General features: G+C 58.7%; 19 protein-coding genes and 1 pseudogene. 10 read left to right on the forward strand and 10 right to left on the reverse strand.

Annotated elements, in window-relative coordinates; all coding sequences use genetic code 11:
- Positions 1-465 (reverse strand): annotated as a pseudogene (locus APR53_09760).
- Between the two features lie 81 nt (positions 466-546).
- On the opposite strand from APR53_09760, the gene APR53_09765 reads away from it, so the two are divergent.
- The 4 genes from APR53_09765 to APR53_09780 are packed head-to-tail and all read left to right on the forward strand — an operon-like array spanning position 547 to position 3872.
- Positions 547-1245 (forward strand): hypothetical protein, encoded by a 699-nt coding sequence (locus tag APR53_09765; protein ID KQC04580.1) that lies wholly within the window; start codon positions 547-549, stop codon positions 1243-1245.
- Positions 1246-1289: 44 nt separating this feature from the next.
- Entirely contained in the window at positions 1290-2354 is a 1065-nt protein-coding gene (locus APR53_09770; GenBank protein ID KQC04581.1) for a hypothetical protein, read from the forward strand.
- Positions 2347-3150, forward strand: a complete 804-nt coding sequence (locus APR53_09775) for a ubiquinone biosynthesis protein UbiE (GenBank protein KQC04582.1) — start codon at positions 2347-2349, stop codon at positions 3148-3150. Before APR53_09770 ends, APR53_09775 begins: the two co-directional genes overlap by 8 nt.
- A gap of 26 nt (positions 3151-3176) precedes the next feature.
- The gene (locus tag APR53_09780; protein ID KQC04583.1) at positions 3177-3872 is read left to right on the forward strand and encodes a hypothetical protein; all 696 of its coding nucleotides are present in this window, start codon (positions 3177-3179) and stop codon (positions 3870-3872) included.
- A 46-nt stretch (positions 3873-3918) separates the two neighbouring features.
- Here the strand turns inward: APR53_09780 and APR53_09785 are convergent, their stop codons facing one another.
- From APR53_09785 to APR53_09795, 3 genes are all read right to left on the reverse strand, one after another.
- Complete coding sequence (locus tag APR53_09785; protein KQC04584.1) at positions 3919-4581, reverse strand: hypothetical protein; 663 nt, start codon at positions 4579-4581, stop codon at positions 3919-3921.
- Positions 4551-6656 carry a hypothetical protein gene (locus APR53_09790; GenBank protein ID KQC04585.1) on the reverse strand — a complete coding sequence of 702 codons (2106 nt, stop codon included), beginning with the start codon at positions 6654-6656 and terminating at the stop codon, positions 4551-4553. Before APR53_09790 ends, APR53_09785 begins: the two co-directional genes overlap by 31 nt.
- Positions 6657-7521: 865 nt before the next feature.
- Positions 7522-10209, reverse strand: coding sequence for a hypothetical protein (locus tag APR53_09795; GenBank protein ID KQC04586.1), 2688 nt, complete (start codon positions 10207-10209; stop codon positions 7522-7524).
- Positions 10210-10362: 153 nt separating this feature from the next.
- On the opposite strand from APR53_09795, the gene APR53_09800 reads away from it, so the two are divergent.
- Both APR53_09800 and APR53_09805 read left to right on the forward strand, forming a co-directional pair.
- Entirely contained in the window at positions 10363-10797 is a 435-nt protein-coding gene (locus APR53_09800; GenBank protein KQC04587.1) for a hypothetical protein, read from the forward strand.
- A gap of 111 nt (positions 10798-10908) precedes the next feature.
- Positions 10909-11586 carry a hypothetical protein gene (locus tag APR53_09805; protein KQC04588.1) on the forward strand — a complete coding sequence of 226 codons (678 nt, stop codon included), beginning with the start codon at positions 10909-10911 and terminating at the stop codon, positions 11584-11586.
- A gap of 30 nt (positions 11587-11616) precedes the next feature.
- Here APR53_09805 and APR53_09810 read toward each other — a convergent pair whose 3' ends face one another.
- Genes APR53_09810 through APR53_09825 form a run of 4 tightly spaced genes read right to left on the reverse strand, consistent with a single transcriptional unit; the run spans position 11617 to position 16288 of the window.
- On the reverse strand, positions 11617-14253 hold the full coding sequence (locus tag APR53_09810) for a hypothetical protein (GenBank protein ID KQC04589.1): 2637 nt from the start codon (positions 14251-14253) through the stop codon (positions 11617-11619).
- Between the two features lie 21 nt (positions 14254-14274).
- Positions 14275-14856: a hypothetical protein gene (locus APR53_09815; GenBank protein KQC04590.1), complete on the reverse strand. Its 582-nt coding sequence runs from the start codon at positions 14854-14856 to the stop codon at positions 14275-14277.
- Entirely contained in the window at positions 14853-15533 is a 681-nt protein-coding gene (locus tag APR53_09820) for a hypothetical protein (GenBank protein ID KQC04591.1), read from the reverse strand. The genes APR53_09815 and APR53_09820 overlap by 4 nt, the downstream gene beginning before the upstream one ends.
- Positions 15534-15559: 26 nt before the next feature.
- On the reverse strand, positions 15560-16288 hold the full coding sequence (locus APR53_09825; protein ID KQC04592.1) for a hypothetical protein: 729 nt from the start codon (positions 16286-16288) through the stop codon (positions 15560-15562).
- A gap of 100 nt (positions 16289-16388) precedes the next feature.
- Here APR53_09825 and APR53_09830 point away from each other — a divergent pair, with 100 nt between their 5' ends.
- Positions 16389-17057, forward strand: coding sequence for a phosphoribosyltransferase (locus tag APR53_09830; protein KQC04593.1), 669 nt, complete (start codon positions 16389-16391; stop codon positions 17055-17057).
- Positions 17058-17059: 2 nt separating this feature from the next.
- Here the strand turns inward: APR53_09830 and APR53_09835 are convergent, their stop codons facing one another.
- Positions 17060-18448 carry a histidine kinase gene (locus APR53_09835; GenBank protein ID KQC04632.1) on the reverse strand — a complete coding sequence of 463 codons (1389 nt, stop codon included), beginning with the start codon at positions 18446-18448 and terminating at the stop codon, positions 17060-17062.
- A 127-nt stretch (positions 18449-18575) separates the two neighbouring features.
- On the opposite strand from APR53_09835, the gene APR53_09840 reads away from it, so the two are divergent.
- The 3 genes from APR53_09840 (at position 18576) to APR53_09850 (ending at position 22564) form a co-directional block, all read left to right on the forward strand.
- Complete coding sequence (locus tag APR53_09840) at positions 18576-20468, forward strand: 3-hydroxypropionyl-CoA synthetase (protein ID KQC04594.1); 1893 nt, start codon at positions 18576-18578, stop codon at positions 20466-20468.
- Between the two features lie 661 nt (positions 20469-21129).
- Positions 21130-21816: a hypothetical protein gene (locus APR53_09845; protein ID KQC04595.1), complete on the forward strand. Its 687-nt coding sequence runs from the start codon at positions 21130-21132 to the stop codon at positions 21814-21816.
- Between the two features lie 82 nt (positions 21817-21898).
- Positions 21899-22564, forward strand: coding sequence for an iron-sulfur protein (locus tag APR53_09850; GenBank protein ID KQC04596.1), 666 nt, complete (start codon positions 21899-21901; stop codon positions 22562-22564).
- Positions 22565-22576: 12 nt separating this feature from the next.
- Here the strand turns inward: APR53_09850 and APR53_09855 are convergent, their stop codons facing one another.
- Positions 22577-23437 (reverse strand): hypothetical protein, encoded by an 861-nt coding sequence (locus APR53_09855; protein ID KQC04597.1) that lies wholly within the window; start codon positions 23435-23437, stop codon positions 22577-22579.
- Position 23438 lies beyond the last annotated feature (1 nt).

Here is a 23438-nt window from a genome sequence, read left to right on the forward strand (position 1 = left end):
AAACTCTTTTTTAATAAATATCCCGAAATCTCCGAAGAAAATTCCCGTATATTTCGCGAGCAGATTAACAATCCCGCTCGATAGGACAAAGAAGAGGTCGGGGTCCGGAAACGACTGCCGAAACGCACCGCCCACAACGCCATCCGTTTCGCACGCCTTTTTTATGACGAACAGGGCATCATCCGGTATCGTGCAGTCGACATGCAAAAAAAGGAGGATATCCCCGCGGGTGACTGCCGCTCCGGCATTCATCTGGATACCCCTGCCCGTCGGAGCCGTGAGGAGTGTCAGGGGTGCCGGGAATTCCGGGCGGCACTGCTCGATTGCCGCAACCGTCCCGTCCGAACTCCCGCCGTCTGCGACGATCAGTTCGAAATCTCCCTGCAGGTGGGCAAGATTGTCAAGAAACGGCCCGATGGCTGCCTCTTCATTCAGAACCGGCGTGATGATCGAGATCAGGGGCATCGGGATTGCGCTCTCCAACATATCATCTGAATAGCGGAAGCGCTCGTCACATTTATTAGTTGACATGCAGAATTGGCGGTTATGAGGATCGATTACGAACGGGTAATGACAGCAGGATTCGGCGTGCTGATCCTCGGAGTTGCCTGGCTGGTCTTCTGGCTGGGCCCTGCCTTCCCTCTCTACGAGGGTGATGTGCGCTGGGCTCATAACTTCGCGTTTGCGCTTATATTCATCATCGTCGGGCTTGCTTCATGGAAACGATCAGTGTCCTCTGGCATTATCGCCGTCATCGCATCTTTTCTCATGGTCCCGGCCGAACTCGCCTTTTTTTCGGGCGAGACGGCAACCGGGATTGCCGGTGTATTTTTTGCGTTAATGCTCGCTGTCATTGTCATTGAGCGGCTGACGGGGAAGGACCTCGTCCAGCCACCGCCACGGCTGAATGCCTGGCTCAGGATTCACCTCCTCACTTTTGCATACATAGGAATTGCCCATATGCCGTTCATCTTCTTCTTCGTCCGCTGGTACGCCGCTGATCCATTCCTTCTCTATCTCCCCGTCGAACACGAACCCTCGACGTCGATCTTCAACGCAATGCTCGTCATCCTCGTCATCCTCGCCATCATGGAACGATACGTGAAAACCATCGGGAGATTCCGGGTGTCCCGGACCGACTTTTACTGGGGCGGTGCTGATGCTCCTCCTCCCGCTTGCATCTATTGGAATCTTCGGAGAATGATCACGAATGTCTATATTGTATTTCACACATTTCCTGTATAGTAATCAGGCCTGTACTGACATCGGCAGGGGGGGGCGTCGGTAAGATGGCTGAACCCGATTCTGTGGTCAGCGGAGGGTGCCTTCACCCCGATTCGTCGGAAGTCACCCGTTTTTTTGAGGAATCAAAGGTGTACTCGGTCCAGATCGAGTCGTGTCTTTCCTGTCCGCAGGGCTGCCGGTACTGCTACGCGGCAGCGGACGACGCACCCTCTGCGGAACTGCCAAAGGCGAGTATAATCCGGCTTCTTGACGAGGCGGTGGCACTGGATGTGCGTGCTATCGACTGGCTGGGCGGTGATCCCCTCATGAGAAGCGACTGGTACGAACTGATAGAGGCAGCACAGGGTCGTGGCCTGAAAAACAACATCTGGACGAGCGGCATGCCGCTATCCGATCCTCTGGTTGCAGAACAGGTTGTGAAAGCCTCTGATGGTGGTTTTATCAGCGTTCATCTCGACACCCTCGATGAGACGATCTATGGAGCCCTCCACACGGAAAATCCTGCGGGGAAGATCCGTGCGATTCTCGAGGGGGTGGAGCATCTCCTCAGGTGTGGCAAGAATCCGGACGAGATCATTAACTGCATCACGTTTACCCGGCCGCTCGCAGGAGAAGATGTCGAAAGAACGATACGATTCTTCGCTTCCAAAGGGATCCGGACGTGCCTGACACAGATTTGCATGGCCGGGCTCGGGGCGGAGCACCCGGAATGGGTCCCGACACCTGATGAGATCCGGCATGCCTGCGATGTGCGGGACCGGGTGAATTATCCCGGATCGCCTCTCTCGATGAGCACGATGGATGTGAACAAGTTCTACTGCAGCGGGATTGTCTGTGTAACGGTTGACGGGGATGTGACTCCCTGTTCTGTTATCAGAAAGAGTTTTGGAAATATCGGCGAGATGCCGTTTCGGGAGATCATCAACAAAAACCGGCGAGAGCTGACGTTTGCACCGCTCCGGAACGGAGAAATGCCCAAAAAATGCACGACCTGCCAGAACAGGCCTGTCTGCTGGGGGTGCCGGGCGACGGCATATTATACGTCCGGGGATATGATGGGGGAGGATCCGAACTGCCCCTACAAAACAGGTGGTGATACACATGATTGAGAGAAGACAGGATGTCACGATCGCTGACGTGACCGGGGCATACGCCGGAGCGGTTGGCGAAATCTGGGAAATGGTAATGGGAGAAGAAATCCACGTCGGGGGCGGACATTCGACAGATGAACTCGCACAGAGGGCCGGTGTGACCGCAGATGTCCACGTCCTTGATATCTGCAGTGCGCTTGGGGGTCCGGCACGGCATCTCGCCCGGACGTATGGATGCCGGGTTACCGGCCTCGATGCAACACCGGAAATGGTGGCGGAGGCGGCCAGAAGAACGGAGTTGGCAGGCCTGTCGGGGCGTGTTGCCTTTAAATGTGGAAATGCGCTTGATATACCGTTTCGGGCATCGACATTCGATATTATCTGGGGGCAGGATGCCTGGTGCTATGTGACTGATAAAGAGAGGCTGATTTCCGAGGCCGCACGCGTGATCAGACCCGGAGGTGTGATTGCTTTTACCGACTGGATCCAGACGGGAGTTATGTCCGAAAGCGAGTGGGAGCATCTCGTCTCCTTCATGATCTTTCCCTCGCTCGGAACGCTTGAAGGGTATGCGGGGCTCCTCCGGGAGAATGGGTTTCTCGTATCAGTCGCAGACGATTTAAGCAGGGACTTTGCCGACCATTGCCAGGCGTACAAAGACGCGCTCGAAGGAGATCTCCGGGTACCGATCATGAACCGGTTCGGGTCGGATCTCTATCAGGCGGTCGTTCGCGGAGTCGCACTCTGGGCAGACGCCGCAGATGCCGGAAAAGTGGGACGGGGTCTCTGGATCGGGCGGAGGAGAGAAATCTGAACAGTCCCCGAAATGCCATCGTGATCATGGCAAAACAACCGGTGCCGGGCACCGTCAAGACACGCCTCTGCCCGCCGCTCACACCGCTGGCAGCTGCAGAATTGTATGGTGCGTTTCTCCGTGATACTGTCTTAAACGTATCAGGAATCCGGGATGCTGATTGTTTCGTCGCATATGACCCGGAGACAGCAGGGGATTTCTTTTCCCGGATGGCACCGGAGAGGGTCCGGTGCATTGCGCAGGGTGATGGAGATCTGGGTGGAAAACTCTCCGGGATCGCAGAGAGACTGTTCTCTATGGGATACGGGAAGGTGATCCTCATGGGAAGCGACACCCCACACCTGCCCGCGGAGTATCTCACGAAGGCGCTCCGGCGGCTCGATTTTAGGGATGTCGTGCTGGGCCCTTGTGACGACGGCGGGTATTATCTCATTGGGAGCCGTCAACACCTCCCTGCTCTGTTTTCCGACATGCCGTGGAGCACATCACGGGTATTGAGCATGACGCTTGAAAGGACACGGGGAAAAGGTCTCTCCGGATATCTGCTGCCGGTCTGGTATGATCTTGACACAATAGAGGATGTGCGGAGACTTGCAGGGGATATGGCGAGTTATACGGGCGGTTATCAGTTCACATGCCCGAGGACGGAACGGGCGATTGCCGGGCTTGGAGAAGTGCTTGGTGCAGGATCGCATACGGAGGAGACAACTTGGCGGAAGTAGTGATACCTTTCAATCGCAGGAGCGCTCGCGTATTTCCTAAAAAAAATTACCTTTTTCTCATGCAGATGGTAAAAGCGAGCGCTCCTGCCGCCCCGATCACGGCAAACCCGGGGGTGGCCTCTCCTGCTGGCTCCTCCGTCTCAACCGGGCAGTCGGGATCCTGCTCGGGGCGGCAGTCGGGATCGCAGATGCCGTCCTGCACCCCGTCGCAGCAGATGTCCCCGCCGCCCGAGGGGCAGTCGGCCGGGCACGCGGTGTGGTTCTCGGGGCCGACGGTGCAGACTCCGTCGCCGCATATGGCTGAAACAGGGCTGAATTCCCTGAAATCGAGTGCCATGAGAGTGGTTGCCTCCTCCTCGGACCCGTCCGGCAGAATGCAGACGGCGCAGGTGCAGGAATAGACTGGCGAGCACCGGTCGCAGTCATGGATGGTTTTCGTTTCATAGCCCTGCCGTGCGCAGTAGCCCGCCTCGGGAGCCGATATCCCCGCGAGGAAATCCCATGTCCTGATATAGCGGCCGTCGGGGAGTCTGCAGGCGTCGACCTGCCCCGTGTCGGTCATGACCGGGACATACTCGTACCCGAGTTCGGTGCAGTACACCATCGCGGGATCGCGAAGCGCTCCTGCCGGTGCGGCGATAAGGAGCAGGGCGAGGAGCATGTGCAGGGATCGCCGGGTCATCCCGGCCTCACCCCCCGGACGTTCCATTTTTCGTTCACTTCCCACCACGAAGTGGAGGTCCAGCGGTGGTCGTAGGGGATCGACCCGAACCCGCCGGATTCACTCCCGCGCGACCAGAGGGTACCCCAGCTGTTTTTGATAATCCACTCACGGGCGGTCTCGTCCCAGCCGATGATGAGGATGCAGTGCGAGGCGCCGGGATCGCCTGCATTGTACTCGCAGGAGATGATCGGGCCGTAGCAGACCAGCGCCCGCTTCACCCGCCCCTCCTCGATCCCGTCCGTCGCACTGTCGCCGACGTCCCGCTCCCGCGAGATCGTCCATGCCCGCGAGCTCCAGTCGCTGCAGCGGCGGAAGCACCCGGGGGTTTCGATCTCGCCGCATGAGGTGCTTTCGTCGCTGTACGGGAAGCAGGTCTCATCGGGCACGCCGTCATTTTGGATGTAGTCGAAGAGGAACGGCCCCGGCCATCCACCGCAGCAGTGGCCGCTGCCCGCTCCCGCGGCACCCCAGCAGGAGACGATCGCCTGCTCGGAGAGATCGAGCTCGGGAAGGCCACGGGCGTTGATGCGCGGATAGAGGCCGAAGTCGAGCGTTCCCGCCCGGAACTCCGCGGCGTTTTCGATATTGTAGGTCGCCTCCATTGCCGCAAGGGTTGCGAAGGCGTAGCATGAGCCGCAATTGCCCTGGTTTTTCACCTCCGTGATCCAGTTCACGCCCAGCCAGTCGCGCCAGTCAAAGACATCAGGGAGATCATCCGCATGGCAGAGGTCGCAGGCGGTGTCGCAGGGCCCGCCACAGTCCACGTCGGTTTCGCCATGATTCTGGATGCGGTCGTCGCACGTGGCTGCCTGGCATGCTCCGTAACTGCAGAGCCCGTCGCAGGTGTGGGTCACGGTCGCAGCCGCACATCCGCCGCCCGAGCGGTCCGGGTAATATTCGACAAGCGTCCGTGAGTCGGTGCAGTAATCCTCGTTCGTGCCGATCCGCCCCCTTCTGTCGTAATTGAGCCCGCCGTCCGAGTCCTCGCAGACGCAGGCCCCCGAATCGCAGCCGAACGGGCAGGTGATCAGGCTGCTGTGCGCAGCAAAATGGCCCGCATAGTCGAGCCCGCAGGTGTATTCCACGAGGCTTAGCGCATTCCAGCAGTAATCAGTCTGTCCTGCCACTGTTCCCTGCACGTAAGGATTGTTCCCCCCGTCCGTATCCGGGCAGGTGCAGGCACCGTGCTCGCATGTGCCGTAGGGGCAGGCGGTGATGGTGCTCACGAGGCCGTCGGGTCCGCAGGAAAATTCCTCGATGTGGGTTGCGTTCACGCACCGGTCGGCATACTCCCCGCAGGTAGTCCGGGCGGGCGTGCAGGAGCGCACGAATGTCCCCCGCATCTCGTTCCAGATATCAGTGCAGCTCTCCTCAGTCTGGCGCTCGATGTAGACGCTTCCGGAGACGAAGGTCTCCTCGCCGCCGTCCGTATCCCTGCACCCGCAGCCGTTTCCGGCAACGGAGCCGTAGAGGTCCTCCCAGTAGTAGCGGATCCGCCCGGTATCGCTGTCATACGCTGTCAGAGAATCGCGGCAGGTGTATGCCGCGGAGGGATAGTACAGCGGATCGAGATCCGCACAGCAGTATTCGGGCTCGAGGAGATCGGTGTCGCCGCAGGCCGGACAGCAGGCGTCGCAGGCATTCCCGACACCGTCGCCGTCGGTATCGGCCTGATCGGGATTGGGTACGTCCGGGCAGGTGTCCCACAGATCGTCCACACCATCACGATCCGTGTCTCCCGGTGCGAGACGGGCGTATTCCTCGGGGGGCACCGACCCCTCGGCGTACAGGACGCCGGAGCGGTCGGCGGCGACTGCGCCGAAAGAAGGATCGGACGCAACCGGCGGGGAGACGTATTCGCAGGCGGCGTCATGGCAGGTGGTGATACGGCGCCCGTCCATCCAGATCTCGATAACCCGCGTGGCACCTGCATCGGCCGTGGTGACGATATAGCGTACACGGTCCCCGAGAGCGGGTTTCTCCGGGATCGTCCGGGTGTCGAGGAATGCGGATGTGTATGCGGCTGGCGTCGGTGTCGGCGTTGCGGTTGCCGGCGGCATGGTCGTGGCGGCCGGTACCGGCGATGCCGTCGGAGTGACGGTTGTCGGGGGGACTGTCGTGGGTGTCGGTGATGCCGTCGGCGTTGCCGATGTGGTCGGGACGGTCGTCGCCGGAATCTGCCAGCAGTACATCGGATTCTGCACCTGATCGTAGCCGCAGAGGATCTGCTGGCCCCCACAGGCGTCCAGTCCGGCGTTCTGTGCTTCTGCAGTTCCCGTGCACGTGCAGGCGGACGGGCACGTGGCGGGTACTGGTGGGGTGGGCGGCGGAGCCTGTGTCGGGGCGGTCGTGGGCGGTGCGGTTGTCGGCGTCGGTGTGGAAGTTTTGGTCGTAACCGGTATCTGGTAGCAGTACATCGGATTCTGGAATTTATCATACCCGCAGAGGATCTGCTGCCCGCCGCAGGGGGTATAACCATTTTTCTGTGCTGTCGCCGGCGTCATGCACTCGCAGCCCTTCGGGCACTCCGCACCCACGGTTCCGGTACAAACGAGGAAAAAGAGGAAAATGGCAATGCCCAGGAAAGCTACTATACGCAGGTTCACCATCATGGATCTCTCCGGCCTGATACAGGAAGTCAATCACCGTTGATTTTAATAATCCTTGGGGCTCTCTCCGACATACAGACCCCCGGTATTTTGCAGCTCAGCCATCCCGACGCCGGATGAAGACGGGATTTATCTGGTATGCTGCCATGTCGACAGCGTGCAATCACGGAGGCACAGAACCCGGTGGTCGCGGGATTTATGAATGTCTACCGGCTCGAAGGGAACTACGTCGCATGGATGGATGCGGGGTATCCGGTTGCACCGCAGGCAGGGAGGATTACCCCGAACGCGGGAAAAAAAGGGGCCCGGGGTTGCGTCATCCCGACACGACTGATCCGATCTCGTCGATATACCGCTGGTACAGGCCGAGATCGCCTCCGGCGAGCGCCCGCTGCGCCCTGTCATAGAGCTCGGCAATCTTCGCGAGTTTTTCCGCATCGCCCGCCGTGATCGGCGGAGTGGTTTCTTCACCCGTGCCGGTGCCTGCTCCTTCCCCGAAAATGACATCCAGGGCATCGGCGAGAGTTTCCTGCATCGTCAGGCGGTCGTTGTATGCGACAATTACACGCTGGAGCTGGGGCAGCGTGCCCTTCTCGGTCGCCTCGAGGTACAGTGGTTCCACGTAGATGATCGAATTCTCTATCGGGATAATGAGCGTGTTCCCCCGCAGAACGGACGATCCCGACTGGGACCAGAGCGTTATGTCCTGCGAAATCTCGGTATCCTGATCAATCCTCGCTTCGATCTGCATGGGCCCGTACGTCAGCTCCTGCTTGGAAAACTGGTATACGATCAGCTCCCCGTAGTGGGTGGGGTCCGAGCGTGCGGCCATCCAGCCGATCATGTTCTCCTTGCCGCGGGGGGTGAACGGGAGCATCAGGATGAATTCCTCTGTTTGCTCCCCGGGAAGCTTCATGATGATATAGTACGGCTCCATGGGCTGGCGGGAACCGCGGTAGACCTCATCGGGAAACACCCATTGGTCTTCCCTGTTGTAGAAAACCCGCGGGTCATTCATATGGTAAGTCGCGTAGAGAAAGGCCTGGATCTCGAATATGCCCTGCGGATATCTGATGTGTTCCCGCAGTTCCCCGGGCATCTCGTCAAAGTCCCTGAAGAGTTCGGGGAACATCTTCCGGTACGTCCGTGTCAGAGGATCGCCGGGTTCGACGACATAGTACGTGACATCCCCGTTGTAGGCATCGATGACCACCTTGACACTGTTCCTGATATAATTCAGCGGCCGGGCACTGATGGACTGCACCTGCACCGGTTCGGAATAGGGGTATCTGTCCGAGGTGACATAGGCGTCGAGTATCCAGAAGAGCCTGTTGTCGGCGATGACAATGTAGGGGTCGGGATCGTACGACATGAAGGGCGCGATGGTTCGGACCCTGTCCTTTATGCTCCGGTGCAGGAGAATACGGCTGTCCGGTTCGAGTGAGCCCGAGACGAGAAGCTCGATCGATCCGAAACGGGATGCATAGACGAATTTACGGATCACGTCGGAGAGGGCGACTCCTCCCGTCCCCTCGTAGGTGGTATAGATATTCCGCTCCCCGGCGGGATAGTCGAGTTCGTCAGTGCTCGTCCTGATTACAGCGTAGTCCGTTGTGCTTTCACCGAAATAGATACGGGGCTCGTCCAGCCGGATGTAATCAGATGTGGGGGGGATATCCTTGAGGTAGAAGCTCGGGAGACCGCCTGCCGATACGATATCGACGGGATTCATGACCGCCCCGTAGCCGTGAGTGTAGACAAGGTGCCTGTTAACCCACGTCTGCGCCTGCACAGGCAGGTTTCTGCTGTCCATCTCCCGTGGCGATATCAGCACCTCCTTGTACATGCCGTCCAGCATATAGCGGTCCACATCGACGTCATTGAATGTGTAATACGTCCGGAAGAGCTGCAGCTGTTCGTATGTCGTTTTCAGAGGTCTCCAGTCCCACAGCCTTATATTTCCGACGGTTGCGTTGTTGGCGCGGATATCATCTGCCGTGAGGGAGTAGTTAACGGGGAAAATTCGTTCACGGGCCTCATCAAGCCCGTATGCCGCCAGTGTGTTCCGGATATTGTAGTCGAGGTACGGTCTTTCAAGATTCGATTCGTCAGGTTCGACCACGAGGGCCTGCATGACACCGCTGGCGATGAGGCCTGCGATGGCGATCCCCATGAAGGCGAGGATTCCATATTTGATAATATCCACGCGTTTGAATTTCTCGTTGACCAGAAACCCGATGCCGATGGCGAAGGCAACGAACGTGAGGATCGTAAGAACAGTAAGTGTCACATTTACATCCGTATATCCCGCCCCGAATACCGCTCCGGAGGGTGAAAAGAGCAGATCAAAACGCGCCAGCCATAGCCGTTCGGCAAGCGCGGCGAAGATGAGGAACAGCAGGATGTTTAAGTGGGGAAGGAACTGCTTTAAAAATCCCATCCAGTCGAACTCTTCAGCCGCATCCACGACAAAATAGGGAGTTCGGCCCTCGCGGATCCTGATTTTCATCGCCTGAAGCAGGAATGACAGCGCCGACAGCAGTGTCGCGAATATGAACAGTCCGAGGAAAAAGCTGACAAGAAGGGAGTAAAATGGGAGGGAAAAGAGGTAAAATCCGACATCAAGGCTGAAAATGGGGTCGGGTGTGGAAAATGACGTCTGGTGAACGAATTTCAGGATTGTTTCCCACGATCCGGCGGCAGAAAGGGCCGCAAAAAAGCCCGCAATGCCGGCAATCAGGGCCACTTCCGTGAGCCGCGTTTTGGGCATGCTCCGGCCCCGTGCAGCGGTACGCGCCGCAAAAACGGCGTTTCCGTACGAGAAACCGAAAAATACGGTAAAGGCGATAAGCCCGATTATGATCGACGTGATAAGCACGGTTAAAAAAACACTCTCGTATCCGACGGCAGTAAACCAGAACCAGTCTCCGAGGAGCCGGACAATGGTCGTCAGGGAGAGAAGGGCTGCAACCAGGATGATGGCCGCGATATGGGAAGGTTTCAATGGTTTCACCACGAGTATGAGATGAAACCCCCCTGTATAAAGGTATTGGCGTTCCCGTCACGGCGTTACCGGAATATCCGGGGGGTCAATCCCCCTCCGCACTGTAGCCCGGGTGAAGCATATATACCAGGGTACCCCCAATTCCGGTACGTCATGTCCCACGCACCGCGCCCCCATGACGAATCCGTGCTCCGGCGATGGATGAGCCGCGAGGCGAAGAAGATCAACGACGGGATTGTCGCCGACAGAAAGACCCTCTCCCGGCTGCTGGAAGAGGAGCGGCCGTACGCGACGACGAAAGGGGGCGGGGAGTATCTCTTCGACAGGGCAATGCTCGGGATGCTTGCACAACGCCTCCCAATCCGCCTGCACAGGCATCTGCGCCTGCCGATTCTCTTTATCTACGTCCCGGATGTCCGGGACAGCGTATACACGGCCGACGAGTATGCCGTGGCGGCGCTGCAGGAACTCGGTGAAATTTCAGGGATGCGGACGCCGGAAAAGGGCCGGCTCTGGGTTGCAAGGCCGATTGTCCACGCGATCATGCAGGCATACCCGACTGCCGTCCAGATTGCGATAGGTGCCTGAGTGACGGGAGGGCTGCATTGTGCGGTCTTCGGATTGGTGCGAGGGAGGCCGCAGTTTCAGACAGGTATTTTACCGGGCGCTGCCTATCCTGCCGTGGGACGGTTGGATTCCATGATACCGGGAAGATATGTTCTGTATGTATGTCTTGTGCTCGTAGGCGCACTGCTTGCGTGTGGCTGTGCATCGGCGCCGGGAGAGGTGGTGACGGGCACGGTGGTCCATGTGGACATCGAGGGTGGATTTTACGGCATAATCGGGGTTGACGGTACGAAATATCTTCCGCTGAATCTTGATCCGGCTTTTGCGGTGGACGGCATGCGTGTGCGGTTTACGTACGTGCCTGAGGATCTGGCTACAATCCAGATGTGGGGCGCCCCGATCACTGTAACATGGATTGAAGAGGCGGCCGGGGAAGGTGCGCCGGAGAGCCTGTCGGACGGGACATGGGAGCTCGCGTCGCTCAGGAATGCAACGGGAACCGAAATCCGCGTGCTTGCCGGTACGCGGATCACCGCGGAATTCGGTGAAGACGGAAGCATGGCGGGTTCGGGCGGGTGCAACCACTACGGAACGGAGTATGCCGCGGGAGGCGAAGGCCTGTCCGGGGACCTCAGCCTCGGTCCGGTGTACGCAACGGAGATGTACTGCATCTCGCCCGAAGGGGTGATGGAGCAGGAGAGTATCTATCTCGGAATGCTGTCCTCCGTCCGCACCTTCCGGATAGAGGGCGGCATCCTTCGGCTTTCCGATGGTGACGGGCGGATTCTTCTCATCTTCCTGAAGGTGTGATGCGGTGTCGCGGATCCGGACAATTTCCTGTTACGGGGTTTTCCGTCTGAACTCTCCGGCCGGCACCCGTATGGAAAAGCATGCCCCTGATTGCGGTGTGCCGGTCTCCCGGATTGTCAGCCCCGTGATTGACAGGATTTCCCGTGCAAGGAAAAGTCCGTATCCCGTGTTTTTACCATAGCCGCGACTAAAAACGCGCTCCTTTTCAGAAGCAGGGATGCCAATGCCGTCATCGGCGACCATGATAATGAGGCCGTTCTGATCCGGGCTGGCGCTGACCGTTATGGTTGTCAGCGTCTCGCCGTACCGGAGAGCATTTTCCAGAAGGTTGTAAAAGACCTTCTCGACAAGAGGATCTGCAAAGACTGCAATCCCTTCGACGTCGATCGTCAGGGCAACACTGCCCATCGGGAGCATCGATCCGGCAGTACGGACCAGTTCTTCGACGGAGAACCATCGCGGCGACTGTGCGCCGATATCCTGGTACTCACGGGTGAAATCGATCTGTCGCCGGATAGTCTCGGTCGCCATCTCCAGTTTGGAGATCAGGGAACGCATGTCCGCGGTGACTGTTTTCTCTTTACCCAGTGCAAGGAAACCCTGCAGAACCGTAATCTGGTTGAGAATATCATGGCGGGTGACGCTGTTCATCAGGTTGAGGCGTTCGTTCGCCCTTTTGAGCGCCATTTCCGCCTTTTTTATTTCACTGATGTCGATGACGAATCCCCGCAGTCCGATCGTCTTTCCGTCTTTGATGATTGGTGCGGAGGAGATCATGACCGGAAACGTCGTTCCGTTCCTTCTCTGGGCAGTGTATTGCGAACCCCGGTGCCTGCCTTCTTTCAGTATCCGCCCGATATTTACCCGTGCGCGGTCCCTGTCTTCCGGTATCAGTGCTTCGAGAATGTTTATGCCGCGCCTGTAATCCTCCGCCGTGAAGCCGAATGACGGAAAAGTCTGCCTGTTGACATACGTCAGGTTTCCGCTGGTATCTGCTTCGAATATCGTTTGAGGCAGCATCTCTGCCAGATCCTTGAACCGCTGCTCACTAGCCCGCAATGCTGCCGCCGCCTTGTTCTGTTCGGTAATATCCATGGCAACAGAACTCTGGGCAGAGTCAGGGGAGGCCGGATCAATGAGCGTCGACTGAAGGAGTATATCGACGATGGAGCCGTCTTTCCGCCGCCAGTGCGTTTCCACGCTTCCCGTGCCGCCCGTACTGATGCCGTCTGCAATCGCTTTGACGACGGCTGCGTATTCGGCGTCATCGTCATAAAGTATCCGCGTCTTCTGTTGAGTGAGTTCCCCGGGTGCGTAGCCCGTCATTTCGCAGAACGTGTCATTCACCTCAAGGATGGTGCCCCTCGCGATCATAGCGATTCCCACGGGAGAAACTGCGAAAATGGACCGCAGCACCGCCTCCCGCTCTCGCAGAAGCGCTTCGGCCTCCCTCCGCTCCGTGATATCGAAAAGCAGATTCAGAGTGGCCGGTTTCCCCTCCCACGAGAACATGATGACATTGATCTCTATAGAGCGCACCGAGCCGGTGCGGTCGATGATACGGAAGGTGTAGGTGCTCGGCAGCGTTTTTCCGGCAAGGCGCTGTTCATGCCGCTCGAGCACCATCGAGCGGTCGTCCGGATGAATCAGCTGCTCCATCTGCATACCGGCAACCGATTCCGGCGTGAGGCCGAATATCTCGAGGCCGAACGGGTTCATAAATCTGATTTTGCCCTCCTGGGCGACAACGATGGCGATTCTGGCATGGTCGACAAGCTGACGGTATTTAGCCTCGCCCTCCCGCAGAATTGTCTGAAGCCGGTTTTCGGAGATGTCCCTGATAGATTCGATAGCGCCTCCGGGATTGCCGTTGTCATCGACCAGCCGGGCAGCCTTTACCCAGAGAATCCTCTCCTTTCCGCCTGGCCGGGATATTATGGTTTCTGCTTCGATACCATTCCCGTTATGCCTAATCTCATCATACAGTGCGATTCCTTCTTCGGGCCTGGTGACCATGTCGATGAGAACCGGGCGGCGGGTTCCATAAAAGGGAAGGGCATATTCAAAATCGCCCTTCCCGATCATCTCTTCGGAAAGGATGCCCGTCATCGTCTCCATGGCGCGGTTCCATGCAACAACTCTGCCGTCGGTATCGATGGCGAATGTGGCATCCGGCAGGTGTTCGATGATGGTGCGGAGCAGATTCCCGCTCTGCGGCAGGGATCGCCCGGTATGACAGCCGTTCACAAGCTGCCTGATGGAGTTGCGGAGTTCGGCAAATAGTGCTCCCGGTTCTCCGCCTTTCCTGAGATAGAAATCGACACCGGCGTTCAGCGCATCGATGACGATGCCCTCCTGCCCTCCGCCGGTGACGATGATGAACGGGATCTCACTCCCCCGCTCCCGTACCGTGCGAAACAGCTCGATGCCGTTCATGCCGGGCAGGCAGAAACCGGAGACCATGACATCCGGTTTCCCCCCCGGGAAAAGACGCAGTGCCTCCTCGCCGGAAAACGCCGTCACAAGCCTGATGTCGGGATCCCTTCCAAGATACCGGCGTGCGTCATCAAGCAGGGATGAATCACCGTCGACCATGAGCACGGTTATCATGAGGATCCCGTGTGCCATATTGTACGGCAGGAAAAATAAAAGTGTATCATGGATCAAAATCCCGTGTCCCGTTCGTCGTCAGCGTGAGAAGGCGCCCTGCGCACCAGCCAGCCGGAGGAAGCGTTCGACCACCCAGTCGTTGCGTACTTCCGGGTGAAACATAACCCCGTATACGGGGCGGGAAGGGTGGCGGACAGCCTGGATGCAGCAGTCCGAATCGGCAAGGACGGTGAGAATGCCGGGAGAGTCGACTGCGGACCCGTGCACTTCATAGGCAGGGATTGTGCGGGGCTCTCCCAGCAGGCTGTCAGCCGCCACAATACGGATGTCGGTCATGCCGATCTCGCACCGGGAGGTGATAGTCCCGCCGAAACTGCGGACGATCATCTGCATGCCGGCGCAGATGCCTAGCACAGGGCAGGGACAGCCGGGAATCCATGAAAATGCATCTTCGTCGTTCAGGTAATTCGTGTCGGCGAGTGCCGTTCCGCAGAGAATCACCGCATCGGCGCGAGCGATCTGTTCCGGGGTTGTGATCCGTGTATAATGAAGCACCCGCACCGAGTGCCCTGCGCCGGTGACAATCCGCGCGATTGGGTCGACGAATTCGGATTGGCTTAAGGAATCCTGTTTATAGCAGAGATCCACCAGCAGAATCATTTCCTTACCACCCGTGCCTCGTCGATCAGGTACCGGCCGTGGTGGTTGCGGTAGGTCGTATGTGATCGCGAGACATCGATGCGCGAATGGAAAAACGGTGCGTCAAGAACGAATGTCTCCAGTTCGCCCCCTTCTCCGGTCAGCGTGATTCGCCACCTGCCGGCGATGGATTTCAGTTCACGAAGCATTTCCCTGTCGATTGTGCGGCCCAGCCATGTCTCGTCGAAGGGCGCTGAGAAGACACCGGCAATAATCACCTCAAATCCCGCTCCGATCAGCTCTTCCATGTAGGACTCCTGGTCGGCGTGCCAGAGGGGATTGAAGCACCAGAGGCCGAGCTCATGGCAGATCCGCTGGATTCGAGTCGCCTGGTAGACGGAGAGGATCGCGCCGGTCACAATCCCCTCTATGCCGTAGAGCTCCGCTGCATGGCGGATCGCTGTTGTGAGATCTCCCAGTTCGGTCTCCTCCTCGCCTGCAGTTTCCACCTCCACGAGGGGGAGTCCCGCCGCTTGAGCCTGTAGTGCGGTTCTGCGGATGTTCGGGGTGTGGAACATGTAGCTCTCGTCGTTTCGCGAGATGATCGTGATCAGGCAGACGACCTCCTCCTTCTGCATCGCCTTCCAGCATGCAAACAACGAATCCTTTCCTCCGGAACACAGGACACCGAGTTTCATGTGCATATTTTCCTTTGGCACGGGGGTCACCGTCCCTGAGCCTGGTGTGTCCTCTCCCGGGCGATGGCGATAAAGTTTTTCAGGATAATCCGGGCATGGCGGGCATATTCCTCTTCGTATTGTGTAAAATCGGCGATCAGCCTGTCACGATCCAGCGCCGAGAGATCCGGATCCTCGTCCGCCCAGCGTACAATCATGCCGTGTGTCATTTCGAGATGCCCCTGGATGCCGTATGCGTATGTGCCTGCTTTTATCAGCTGAATCCTGCAGAGGTCACCGGTTGCAAGGACGGTGATGCCCCGGGCCGGTACAATCGTATCACCGTGGAGCTGGAACACGGGAATTGATGTGGGAAGGCCGTCACAGAGCGGATCCCTCCCGCCGTCGGCTGTCAGTGTGAAGCAGAAGAGTCTTCCCACGCGATCGCGCACCCCGATCTCGGGATACGGGCTTTTCGCCACCTTTCCTCCGGCGGTCAGTCCGAGAACCTGCATGCCGAGGCAGATCCCGAAGAACGGGATTCCTTCCCGGAGAATGCCTGCGACAGCCTCCCGTTCCCGCCGCATTTTTGCCGTATCATCGGTGGCACTGTCCGATCCGCCGAGGAGGAATACCATATCGTACGTTTCCGGGGCGGGGAACGGATCTCCGGCATCGAGATCGATCACATCCCATGCTATCCCTGCGTCCGTGAGCACGCTTTCGATGAGGCCCCCTCCTTCCCGGATTGCATTCTTGATGATGACGGCTCTCACAGGGATGAGAGTAGGGTGCGGATCGGCATTGAATTTTGCCTCGCTTCCGGGAGTTTTTTGCCGGATTCCTTAAATGATGGTGCGCCCTATCCCCTGATCGATGCTGCCCGACTCGTTTCCGTGCGATCTGATTTCCTGGGACTCCTCGTATCATCTTGCAAAAAAACTTGCCGCCCGTATCAGGGAGTCAGGATACCGTCCTGATCTGGTGATTGCCATCGGCCGTGGCGGTTTCGTCCCCGCCCGGGTCGTATGCGATTTTCTGCTCCATGAAAAGCTGACCAGCATAAAAATTGAGCACTGGGGGAGTGCCGCACAGATAAAGGAGAAGGCGATGGTCATGTTTCCACTCTCCATCGATGTGCGGGGCTTGCGGCTGCTTGTCGTCGATGATGTGACCGATACGGGGGAGACGCTGGACGCAGCCGTCCGGTACCTGGACTCCTGTAATCCCGGCGAAATCCGCACCGCCGTGCTTCAGCACAAGGACACATCGGCATTTATTCCTGATTTTTTTGCGGAACGGGTGTGCGAGTGGCGGTGGATCATCTACCCCTGGGCGGCATACGAGGATGTAAGCGGATTTGCCGGGCGGGTGCTCTCTTCCGTTCCCCTGTCTGATGCGGACGTTCGGAGAGCCCTGCTTGCACGCTTCGGCATTGCCGTCAGCGACGGTGATCTGGGGGCGATTCTGTCTGACATGATCGAATCCGGCAAAGCGGAACGGACAGAAGCGGGATGCCGGCGACCGGACCCCCCTTCGGCCTGATGCTATTCCGTGGAAATTTCCCGTGCAATCGAACAAAAATACATCTTTTCTCCGAATCCGACGAAGGTGCGCGACACCTCCACGGGAAAGATGCGCCCATCCTTCTTTCGGTGTACTGACCGGGTCCGTTCTTTTCTGCCGGGCACGGCGTCCCTCCACATGCGATCCCACGCGGCCCGAGACAGTGAAGGATTGATTGAAAAAACGGTTGTCTCCTGAAACTCCGCCGGTGTGTACCCGAGCAGTTCGCCGGCAGTCATGTTCGCCCTGTACACCGCTCCGTCACGATCGAAGATGAGGATCGAATCGGATGCATGGTTGAATGCGAACCGGGTAAAGGTAAGCTCACGCTCCACCTCATCCTTCTCTGCAATGACCTGCAGGAGGTTCATGTTTGCCTCCTGCATCTCCTGTATCCGCTCGCTCACGAGGGATTCGAGATCTGCCCGGTACCGGGTAAGCTCCGCTTCCATCTGGCGGACGGCGGTCGTGTCCCGCCCGATGCAATGATATTCGGCAGGGGTGCTGCTCCCCGTGAAAATACCCCGGAAGATCCACTCTTCGCGGCAGACCTCGCCGTCGCTCCGTATGGTTCTCACCTCGAGGGTCTGCACGGGAGTTTCCGGCGTGACTGCGGCAAGGGCCTCCCGCAGACGCATCCGGTCGGCGGGAGATAGTACCGGGGTAAACCGAAACCCGGTGAGTTCTTCATGCGTCTTGCCGGCCCGCCTGCAGAATGCGTCGCCAGCATGGGAGATTGTCATGTCGGGGCGGAGGTGGATAATCCACTCGGTCGTGTCGGCAACGAGCGCCTCGTACCGCTTCTGCCACCGTGCCGCCCGCTCCGCCATATCGTGCTCGGGGGTCTCGTTCTGAAGGATGAGGGCGCAGCCCTCCCGTCCCGTATCGAAGACGACCGGAATGAGATGGACAAGCAGATCGCACTGTGCTCCCGCGAGCACGGCCTGCAGCCGGACCGTCCCCTTCGTCCCGTAGATGGTGTCGTGGTACATTTCCGCGAGGCGCCTGTCCTTAAAGAGCGGGACGGGGAGGTCGGCGGCAGGTTCGCCATAGAGGACATCGAGCGGACAGCCGAAGAGGGCAAGGGCGGCGGCATTGACCATCACCACTTCGGTCCTCCTGTTCAGGATGACGACCGGAAACGGCGTGAAGTCAAGCAGGGACGATACTGCCATCCGGTGGGCAGGGAAATAGTTCTTCGCGGTCCCGATCTGCTTCCGGTCCACGTCCCCGCGGAGTTGCAGGATGTCGAGGTATTTTGCTGTGGTGTTGCGATGCTGGCCGAGCATCCGGGCGATTTCTGAAATGCTCAGCCCCTTCGGGAATTTCCGGAGCAGCTCCCTGATTTCTGTGAGGGGATGCGCTGTCATATGCACTGCATATATGTTGTGCAGAGGGAACATTTATCATTATTTATCATGATGGTTATGATTAAATGCATAACAGATGTGCATCACCGGTAAAAAGTAACATGATTAATCGTGTTGGAGGAAACTCATGGCCGAATCGTTTGATGTGAAACTGGAAGACACCGAATACACTCCCGACTCCTCGTACCGGAAAGAATCCTGGATCGGGGATTACCAGACTGCATATCAGCGGTTTCTGGACGATCCCGAAACTTTCTGGGCTGACATCGCCGGAGAACTGGAGTGGTTCCGCCCCTGGGATCGCGTGAAGGACTGGAAGCACCCCTACGCACAGTGGTTCGTAAACGGAAAGCTCAATATCACCTACAACTGCCTCGACCGGCATGTCAACAGCGCGAACCGGAACAAGGTGGCCCTCATCTGGCGCGGTGAGGAGGATGGCGACGAACGGCTCCTTACCTACCGGCAGTTGTACCGTGCGGTGCTGCGCTTCGGAAACGCCCTGAAAAAGCTCGGTGTGAAGAAAGGAGATACGATCTGCCTCTATATGCCGCTTGTTCCGGAGCAGGTCATCGCCATCCTTGCCTGTGCCCGCATCGGTGCGGTGCACAGCATCGTCTACGGGGGCTTCGGGGCCTCGGCGCTCAATGCCCGGATCCGTGATGCCAAGGCAAAGATCGTGATCACCGCAGATGTCGGCAACCGGCGCGGAAAGAGGGTCCCCCTGAAATCGATCGTGGATGAGGCGGTGGTGAATGCGCCGTCGGTCGAGCGCATTATCGTCCTCCGGCGGACGAAACCGCAACTCGAGCTGTACTCGGAGATGGAACTCGATTTCCATGAAATTATGGAAGATGTCGAACCGGTCTGCGAACCTGAGGTCATGGATTCCGAGGATCCCCTGTTCATCCTGTACACCAGCGGCACGACGGGTCCTCCGAAGGGCATCCTGCATACATGCGGCGGCTACATGGTCGGGACATATTATACGACAAAATACGTATTCGACCTCAAGGAGCACGACGTGCACTGGTGTACGGCGGATCCCGGATGGATCACCGGCCACAGTTACATCGTTTACGGGCCTCTCGCGGCCGGTGCGACCGTGCTTATCACCGAGTCCGTCCTGGACTATCCCGATCCGGGTGTCTGGTGGCGCATCATCGAGGATTTCGGCGTGACCATCTTCTACACGGCGCCGACCGCGATCCGGATGTTCATGAAATTCGGTGATGAGTGGCCGTCCCGGCACAACCTCGATTCGCTCCGCATCATCGGTTCGGTCGGCGAACCGCTCAATCCCGAGGCGTTCGAGTGGTACTACCGCATGATCGGTAAATCCGCCTGTCCGGTGATTGACACATGGTGGCAGACCGAGACGGGCATGGTGATGGTGACGACGCTCGTCGGCGAGACGATGAAGCCCGGGTTCGCGGGAAAACCCATTCCCGGTGTTGTCGCGGATGTCGTCGACAAAGAGGGCAATCCCGTGCCCCCGAAAATCGGAGGGCTTCTCGTGATCAAGGAACCATGGCCCGCCATGATGCGGACCGTCCACAACAACGACGAGCGGTACCGGGAGTACTGGAACACTATCAACACCTACTATACTGCCGGTGATCTGGCCGTGAAAGACGAAGAAGGCTACATCATGGTGCTCGGGAGGGCGGACGACATCATCATCGTCGCGGGCCATAACCTCGGCACGGCTGAAGTCGAAAGCGCCCTCGTCTCCCATGAAGCGGTCGCGGAGGCGGCGGTCATCGGCAAGCCCGACGTCGTGAAAGGTCAGGCGGTCAAGGCGTTCGTCATCCTGAAACTGGGATACTCGCCCTCGGAAAAACTCAAATCCGACCTCACGTACCACGTTCGGATGAGTCTCGGGCCGATTGCCATGCCCTCGGAAATAGACTTCGTACCGTCGCTCCCGAAAACACGAAGCGGGAAGATCATGCGGCGGGTCCTGAAAGCGCAGGAGATGGGCTTCGATCCCGGGGATATCTCCACGCTCGAGGAGTAATCCCTCCTCAACCCCTTTTCATCAGACAGCGTGAATCCGTGCATGAACGGCGGGGCGGTTATACCTTCTTCCGGATGGATTGCCGCGCTGCGTCTCCCCCGTTTCATACTGATCCGGTACGGGGGCGGGATCCGCAACAGCGAAATATTCGGCAGAAATCTCTACGTCCTCACGTGAAAACAGCTGTACCCCAGAAGGATACTCTCCGTCCCGACGAACTATTTTCGGCTCCATGATGCATCACCTGCAATGCCTCCGGTTGTATGCCGTTTCAACCGGAAGAGTGTTATGCATCATGGCATCATGTTGTGGTACATCTCGTTTCGACGCCATGAGTCGACGTCTGTGTCGTCCACGGGATGTCTATGTCGTTTCTATCCCGTGCACCCGTTGTGTCATGGCTGACATGTACGTCGAACATGTGTGTGCCATGAAGGGGGTGTCAAGGCCTCTCGCCGGTGGTGCCTCTGACTGCCCTCTCTCATGGCTGTATCCGTCAGGGGATTTCCCTCCTGAGGCGTACCCCCCTATGCGCGTATAGTATAAATAATTTACCTGCTTTTTCCGCTCCCTTATTGCATCCGTCGTGTTAATATTCCCTGCGCGCATACCGTTTCGTACTGTTCCGGCATCAGGCCGGTGCGGAAGGGGAGGTTCGTGAATGCACAGGACGCTCGCATGGGAGCCCATTGATATCGGGCAACGCATCCTGTTGTTGCAGCAGGGAATCGCGCGGTATCTGTCCTCTCTCCCGGAAAACCGGATGCATGATCGCGGCAAGGCATCCCGGTGGCTCGATATGCTTGATGACACTGCCTCTGCGATTGCTGCCGTCAGATCCGTGGTAATTCCCGCTATCGAGACGGATCTCGGGTACCCGCTGACCCGGCCCGACCTTGTCATCCTCGCGATGTTTCAACCCAGCACGCGCAACCTGTTTGAGGAGATCAGGGTACATTTCCGGGAGGCGGGGGACTGCACGCTCACTACGGAGGAGCTCGAGCAGATGGCCGGGCTGTCCGATGCAGCGGCAACACTTGCCTGGATTGGGGATGCAGCGCTGAAGATCGGAGTTCTACCGGAGATCTGGAGTCCCGACATCCGGAAAGCCGGTTCACTGACGGAAGAGAGGCAGCGGTACGAGAGCAATGCGAACATGGCGCGCCTCTCCGATCGGTGGGCGCTCTACCGGCACAGCATCAGGTTCGGACATGAGGAGCCGGAGGCAGACCGCGATCATCTGAAAGGGACGCTGGTTGAATCGATCCTCGGCATCATTTTTCTCGAGGGGGGCCTGAAGCGGGTGGGGGAGGCCGCCCGTCTTCTGCGACCGGGTGAGGAGACCTGACCGGACAGGTAACTGCATCCGGAATAAAAAGCGAATCGGCTTAAGCGGGCATTTCCAACTCTACGGAGAGGTGAGGATTACAATGAAGGTTATAGGAATAAATGCGAGCCCGCGGGGCGTTGCGAGCAACACGGGAAAACTGGTGGAAGCGGTTCTTGAAGGTGCCCGGGAGGCGGGGGCTGAGGTGGAGTTCGTGGATCTCTGTGCCCTGCAGATCGACTACTGCGACGCATGCGGAGCATGCTATGCAACGGGTGAATGCCCGCATATCGACGATATGGCAGATATGCTGGATCGTCTTGCCGGGGCGGACGGCATCGTGCTGGGGTCCCCCAACTATATCAACTCGGTAACGGCCCAGATGAAGACATTTTTCGATCGGCTCGCGGATGGCATTCACTGCCAGCTGCTGACGGGAAAATACGGCTGTTCAGTCTGCACTGCAGGCGGATCCCGTGCCGAAGAGGTCACCACGTACATGAACGAGACGCTCTTCCTGATGGGTGCCACGATTGTCGGCGGTCTCGGTGAGCTCATGCTGGGGCAGCCCGATGTACCCGACGATACGGTTGCCGAGGCACGGAAGCTCGGCGGCATACTTACCGGGGCGATCCGGACGAACCGGAAAGATACCGAGCAGGAGACGGCCCGCGAAGCCATGCGCGAGCATTTCCGGCAGCTTGTCACGTCCCGGAAGGACGAGTGGGCGCATGATTACGAACACTGGAGCGGGATGGGCTGGCTCTGAGCCCGGGTATGGTCAGGAGCCTTGCGGCTCCTCCTGATACAGGCGGGCACGTGACGCCTCGAGGAGGAGTGGGGATCGGCCCATGAATTCAGCCGCGGAGACGATCCCGCCGCCTGTTCCATCCGCGGTATCCCGGAGCCAGGCCAGCCCGTCGAAAGAGCGCAGGAGGTGGTGGTCGAGGATAAGGGTGCGGGCAAAGCAGAGCAGCCTGCGGGCGCGTGCAGCCGCATCCTCGCATTCCTCCGGACGTATGGCGGTACGGTAGAGGGGCGGACCCGATGCGAGCACGATTGTCGGGCGCCACCGGCAGATCAGGTCGATCGACTCGTCGTTCATCAGCTGGATGTCCGAGGCGTGGACAAACCGCTCGTCACCCTCCGTGATGCAGGTCATCATCACAGCTCCGCCCCTGCCGCCTGAGGTACCATGGGGCACGGAAGGCGAACAGCGGAGGGTGTCATCGCCGTGCCCCTCTGCCGGCCGTGCGGCGGCAGGCCCCCAGGAGCGCACGAGGTCATCACGCCGGATACGTGACCGCCGGGAGATGCCTTCCGGGCCTTTGCACCAGAAGCGCACATCCGGCCGGAGAGAGATGTCGGCAATCGCGATCTGGGAGATGTCGGGGTGCGCGAGCGGGACATGATCCCCATGGTAATGGCTGACAACGATATCCGTCGCGCAGTCCGCCGCGTTGCAAATCGCCGACCTGATGCTCCTCGCCGCCTCCTGTTCGCGCGGATGCGGCGGCAGGCCGGACCGGTGCGGCCCGAGAGCGACGCCGGGATCAATCAGAATCCGCCGCCTTCCACTCTCCACAAAACATGCCGCCGACCGTGCCCCGAGGGATTCGGCACCGAGGCAGATGATACGCACG

The organism is Methanoculleus sp. SDB, from assembly GCA_001412355.1.
In the GTDB taxonomy this organism is placed as follows: domain Archaea; phylum Halobacteriota; class Methanomicrobia; order Methanomicrobiales; family Methanomicrobiaceae; genus LKUD01.